This window comes from Zarconia navalis LEGE 11467 (assembly GCF_015207075.1).
GTDB classification, from domain to species: domain Bacteria; phylum Cyanobacteriota; class Cyanobacteriia; order Cyanobacteriales; family Geitlerinemataceae; genus Zarconia; species Zarconia navalis.
Genome location: NZ_JADEXN010000388.1, coordinates 1 through 5,462, shown reverse-complemented (window position 1 = coordinate 5,462; position 5,462 = coordinate 1). Strand labels below are relative to the sequence as shown.

Here is a 5,462-nt window from a genome sequence, read left to right as displayed (position 1 = left end):
TGGGTTCGCTGGCATTGAGGGCGAGATATCCGGCAGAAATATCGATCGCCTCATTCAGCTCGTAGTTCAACGTCAGTCCCGTGCCTTCTTCACCGTGATAATAAATCGAGTTCAATCGTCCGAATCGAGAAATTGCCCCGTTGAATTCTTCCTCAAAATACTCGTTGTAGGTTTCCGACACCGTTTCGCTGAACTCGCCACCGATGGCATCGACACTTAGGTGGAGGCGATCGCTAACGGGGAAAGCGTAGTACAGCTTGGAGAGAACCACTTCGTTTTCGGTGCCTTCATCAAAAGCCGTGCGCGTCATGTTGGTTCCGGTGACGTTGGGTTCGTCATCTTCTCCTGGGCCGAAGGGAACGACGCTGAGGGCTTCCAACTGAGTGGAAAGGCGGTCTTCTCCGGTAAAACTGGTATTGAAGCTCAGACGCACTCGGTTGTTGAAAACGGGAATGGAGTCTAAATCCTCTCCGTCGGCTTTGCGATCGCCAAATGCACTACTAATAGCAAAACTAACTTCCCCCGAAAGCTGGGTGGTGGTAGAAAATTGCCCGGCTTCGAGTTCGGAAGTACGGGCTTCGAGGGCATCCACTCGACCTTGCAGGGTTTCGAGTTCCGCCGCAAATTCCGTTTGCAGACGACGGACGATCGCTAAATCCTCGTCTGTGACATTGGCCCTAGAATCATCGAGAAAATCGGCAAGTCGATCGAGACAGGCATTTAATCCCGCCGCAAATTCGTATCGACTCAAAGGTTGGTTCCCGCGATACCGACTGTCGGGGTAACCGACGATACATCCCCAGCGTTCGACGAGGGATTGCAATGCTTGATACGCCTAATCTGTCGGTTGTACGTCCGATAGCTCGGACACTGAGGTCACTTGAGCCAGTTGCAATGCTTTTTGAGGTGGAATTGCGATCGCCTGCGTGCCAATAGCGACGAGTATTCCCGTCGCGATCGCACTGCTAACATATGTTTGCTTTTTTTCCATTGGGTTTGGACTCCCACCCGTGCCGGTCTCTCGAATTGCCGACAAGCATCGTACTGGGATTTGTTCACCCTTGGCAACTCTCCCGGACACCCTAAACCCCAAAACCGGCTCTGGGTGCCCGAAATCCTTGACTCAATATTTATTCGTAATCCATGCCGATTGATAGGGCTTGAGAATAAATTCGGTGTGAACCTCTTCGATACACTTTCCGCTAATAAGATCGCACCAGGAATCGGTACAGACAAGATTTAAATTAGATAACCGCAGCTTCTGAGTGCGGTTGCTGAGATTGTGAATGGAAAAAATACTCTGATCTCGATGCATACTCTGCCGCCAGAAGGCAAAGAGTGCTTGATTGAGGGGGTGGAGGGTGTACTGGGTGGCATTGGGGTGAAATGCCGGTTGGCGACGACGAATCCGAATCAGTCGGCACAGTTCTTTGAGGACGATGGCGTGGGGGGACTCGGGATCCCTCAGTTGCTTTTCTAGTTCTTCGTAGTTCCAGCGATGGCGGTTAATCGATCGATTGTGACCCGTACGCTCCATATTCTCTGTATCGTTGTGGGTCGCCAGCAAACTGTGGATGTAAAACGCCGGAATTCCTTCCAGGGACATCATAATGGTTTGCGAGCAGAGAAAACGCTCGATTTGCCAGCGATCTTCTCCTTTTGCGGTTCCTTTGAGGGCGTCGAACAGAGAGATATTAATTTCGTAGGGACTTTGGCTGCCATCGGGTCGGGTGCGATAGCTAATTTGCCCGCCAAATTGCTTCATCACCCCGATTAAGGTTTTAAACTCTTCCTCGGCAAGCAATCCTTCTGTCGGGCGCAAACCGATGCCGTCGTGAGAGGCGGTAAAGTTAAAATACGCACAGCCGATGGGGGCTGGAGGCATACTCATCATCCAGGTTTTTAAGTGCTCCGATCGACCTTGAAGTAGAGCGTTGAGAACCAACGGCGGCAGGCTGAAGTTATAAATCATATGCGCCTCGTTCCGATTGCCGAAATAGCTTAAATTTTCTCGGTTGGGAACGTTGGTTTCGGTAATTAGAGCCACTGATGGATCGAGGGTTTGTAAAATCTCTCTCAATAGGCGGATGATGGCGTGGGTTTGTGATAGGTGAATGCAGGAAGAACCGGGTTCTTTCCACAAGAATCCCACGGCATCGAGTCGGATATATTTGGCTCCTTTTTGGACGTAAAATAAGATGATTTTGAGGAATTCGACGAGAACGTCGGGATTTTCAAAATTGAGATCGACTTGGTCGTGGCTGAAAGTTGCCCACACGTATTTTTCCCCCTCGACGGTATTCACTTTCGCCAGCAGTGGAGAATTTCTCGGACGGATGACTTTAGATAAATCGGCATCGGGATTGGCTTCGATAAAGTAGTTGCAACCGGGTTCGATACCTTGTTTGAATTGTTGGAACCACTCGCTTTGGCTAGAGACGTGATTGAGGACTAAGTCCGCCATTAAATTAAATTTTTTGCCAATTTTTTCGATATCCGACCAGTCTCCCAGTTCGAAATTGACCGCTAGATAGTCGATCACCGCAAATCCATCGTCGGAACTATAGGGGCAAAAGGGTAAAATATGAATCCCCGTTATCGTATCTTCGAGATGTTTTTCGAGAAAACGAGATAGAGTAACAAGGGGTTTTTCCCCGGTAGAGCTATAAATACTATCTCCATAAGCGATGGCGATAATATTATCTTGACTCCACTTATTGAGATTTTCTTCAACGGAATCGGCAAAATGTGAGTCGAGTAGCTTGAAAATACGATCGACTAAATCTTGAGCCGTTCGATCTCCATAAACTCGATCGAGTAAAGGCTTCACTTGTTGGGAAAAATATTCGTATCGAGCGGTTGAATCGGTCGTCATCATCGCTATACAATTGGCAAGTAATATAGATAAAAATGCGGCAAAAACCTACAGGGAACCCATTACCGAGCCATCCCTCAAGATTTTTTTCGTTTTGTCATGAAAAATTGAAAAATAGCCGTTGAAATTTGTCGGCTACCGGGGACTTGTCCACCTCAGTTCAACCCACATTATAGTAGATTTTTGAGGGACGAAATTGACGATATTTCGAGCTAAATTTATAGAGTCTTACCGCATCCATCGATCGTGAACCGATATATTATTAACCGATTTCTCGTCGCCATTCCCACCCTACTGACAATTAGCCTAGTCGTGTTTGTCGTACTGGCACTGGCTCCAGGAGACCCCATGGGAGAACTGGCGACAAATCCGGCCATTACTGCCGAAGTGCGAGAAAACTTGCGTCGCTCCCTCGGGTTAGATCGCCCGATCTACATCCGGTATTTTAAGTGGGCGATCGCCTTTATCAAGGGAGATTTGGGGTATTCTTTTGTCAGTCGCACTCCCGTACGGGATTTGATTCTTCAGCGCTTGCCGACGACGTTGTGGGTGGTGGGTTCGGCTTATGGATTAGCGGTGTTGGTGGCATTTCCCTTAGGGGTCATCTCCGCCATCAAACGATACTCGATCTTCGATCGTTTGGCGACCACCTTTGCCTTTGTGTGGTTTTCTCTACCCACTTTTTTTACCGGGCTATTATTTATTATAATCTTTAGCGTTCAATTAAATTGGTTCCCGTTTATTTATAAAAGTACATTAAAAGTTACAGATTGGCCAAGCTTTGTGGCGCAAATTCAACAATCAATTATGCCCGTTTGCGTGTTGGGACTTTATCAAGGGGCAATGTTGATGCGGTTCGTCCGCGCCTCGGTTTTAGAGCAATTCGATCGACAATACGTCCGCACCGCTTATGCCAAAGGATTATCGCAATTTGCCGTCGTGCGGCGACATATCTTGCGCAATGCAATGATTCCTGTTGTCACCCTCGTCGCACTCGATATCCCAGCCGTTTTTACCGGATCGCTCGTCACCGAACAAGTCTTTCGAGTTCCCGGTATCGGTGCACTTTTAATCGAATCGATTTATCGCAGCGATACCCCAGTTGTTATGGCAATTACCATTGTTTATGCTATGTTAATTGTGTTGTTCGATCTCATTGCCGATCTGATTTACGTTCTCTTAGATCCGAGGGTTCAATACGAAAAATAAGTCCGTTAAATGATTGTTAAATGACAGGACACTCGATGCTGCAATTGAGAGACTGGAGAGCCGATAAAAATGAAAAAGATGGAAATGGCAAACCGTCAGTTCATGGAAGAGGCAATCGCTCAGTCTTTACTTGGGGTTCGATCTCAAAAGGGCGGTCCATTTGGCGCAGCGATCGTTAAAAATGGAGAACTTATTGCCAAAGCTCACAATCGAGTCACCTCAACGAACGATCCCACCGCACATGCTGAAATTCTCGCCATTCGACAAGCTTGCCAAGTTTTGCAGACTTTTGAACTAAAAGGCTGCGAACTCTACACTAGTTGCGAACCTTGTCCGATGTGTTTGGGCGCAATTTACTGGGCCCGACTCGATCGCATTTACTATGCCAATACCAAAACCGATGCTGCCGGTATTGGATTTGATGATGGGTTCATCGACGATGAATTGAAATTGCCAAGGTGCGATCGTCAACTGCCAATGATTCAAATGATGCCTGAAGTTGCAGCGCGAGCTTTTGAGGAGTGGGTTCGCCTTCCTAATAAGGTCGAGTATTAAACCTACCGTCTAAGATCGGTCAACTCGCAACAAACCTCAAAAACAAAAAGTTCAAAAAATATACCCGTTCGCTGCATCCATTGAAGTAGAAAATTTTGGTATTAAATATATCTAGCTGTCTCGTATCGGTCAATCAATTGAGATTTTACCTCGGCGATCGCTTTCCAAAAAAGAGACTCAAAAACCAGGACGTTTACCGACGATCGAATCAAACAGCCGCGCTCATTTTTTTTGAAGAACAGGTTAATTTCTGAGAGTTGACATTTACAGTCAATCGAGCTTTACTACATCCATAGATGTTGCTGTAACGTCTCTAAAAACAGAAATTTCAGCATCTACAACCCATTACAAATTGAAGGAGAATAGTTATGCCATCTAATGACGAATCGAAGACATACTCTAACAAGTTGCGTCCTTGGGCGATCGCTCGTTTACTGCCTAATATGCAACAGGAAATCGTTGCCCGCTTTCGCACTCAGTCAGATGCAAACGGTCATCGGTCTTGTTTGAGTCGGCAAATTCCCCAAGATCGGTATGTCGTATTTTTTGACCATCAACCCCAACCTACGCCACCCGCTTCTCCCGAACCAACAGTCGGTGTTTGAATAGAAGATTTTGAGTTGAGTTTTGTTAATTGAGTTGAAATTGTCCCCCGAAGAAAATTCAGGGGACATCATCGTTTTGGAGAACGACCGATTGCTTTGGGTTTTGGGTCTTGGTGAAAGGTTCAAGTCTCAATCATTCTGTTAACTGCCCAAGATTGGCTGGACAACCCGGATTCGGGAATCCAATAGCGAATCGTGCAGAACTATTGGTTTTCCCC

At 46.8% G+C, this 5,462-nt stretch carries 6 protein-coding genes; 3 read left to right on the top strand and 3 right to left on the bottom strand.

Annotated features, from left to right (window positions below; all coding sequences use genetic code 11):
• The 3 genes from IQ235_RS17690 to IQ235_RS17680 form a co-directional block, all read right to left on the bottom strand.
• The coding region (locus IQ235_RS17690) for an iron uptake porin (protein WP_264322747.1) at positions 1–823 on the bottom strand (823 nt) is incomplete at its 3' end.
• Between the two features lie 12 nt (positions 824–835).
• A complete protein-coding gene (locus IQ235_RS17685; RefSeq protein ID WP_264322746.1) occupies positions 836–991 on the bottom strand; it encodes a hypothetical protein in 156 nt (51 codons plus the stop codon).
• A 132-nt stretch (positions 992–1,123) separates the two neighbouring features.
• Entirely contained in the window at positions 1,124–2,878 is a 1,755-nt protein-coding gene (locus IQ235_RS17680; protein WP_264322745.1) for a sugar phosphorylase, read from the bottom strand.
• A gap of 243 nt (positions 2,879–3,121) precedes the next feature.
• Between IQ235_RS17680 and IQ235_RS17675 the strand changes: the two genes are divergently transcribed.
• The 3 genes from IQ235_RS17675 (at position 3,122) to IQ235_RS17665 (ending at position 5,244) form a co-directional block, all read left to right on the top strand.
• A complete protein-coding gene (locus IQ235_RS17675) occupies positions 3,122–4,084 on the top strand; it encodes an ABC transporter permease (RefSeq protein WP_264322744.1) in 963 nt (320 codons plus the stop codon).
• Positions 4,085–4,153: 69 nt separating this feature from the next.
• Entirely contained in the window at positions 4,154–4,639 is a 486-nt protein-coding gene (locus IQ235_RS17670) for a nucleoside deaminase (RefSeq protein WP_264322743.1), read from the top strand.
• A gap of 368 nt (positions 4,640–5,007) precedes the next feature.
• Positions 5,008–5,244 carry a hypothetical protein gene (locus IQ235_RS17665; protein ID WP_264322742.1) on the top strand — a complete coding sequence of 79 codons (237 nt, stop codon included), beginning with the start codon at positions 5,008–5,010 and terminating at the stop codon, positions 5,242–5,244.
• The last annotated feature ends 218 nt before the right edge of the window (positions 5,245–5,462 follow it).

What these genes read in the sequence shown, in the direction of transcription:
- IQ235_RS17665 (WP_264322742.1), top strand. Translation starts at nt 5,008, where the DNA reads ATGCCATCTAATGACGAATCGAAGACATACTCTAACAAGTTGCGTCCT.
- IQ235_RS17670 (WP_264322743.1), top strand. Translation starts at nt 4,154, where the DNA reads ATGAAAAAGATGGAAATGGCAAACCGTCAGTTCATGGAAGAGGCAATC.
- IQ235_RS17685 (WP_264322746.1), bottom strand. Translation starts at nt 991, where the DNA reads ATGGAAAAAAAGCAAACATATGTTAGCAGTGCGATCGCGACGGGAATA.
- IQ235_RS17680 (WP_264322745.1), bottom strand. Translation starts at nt 2,878, where the DNA reads ATGATGACGACCGATTCAACCGCTCGATACGAATATTTTTCCCAACAA.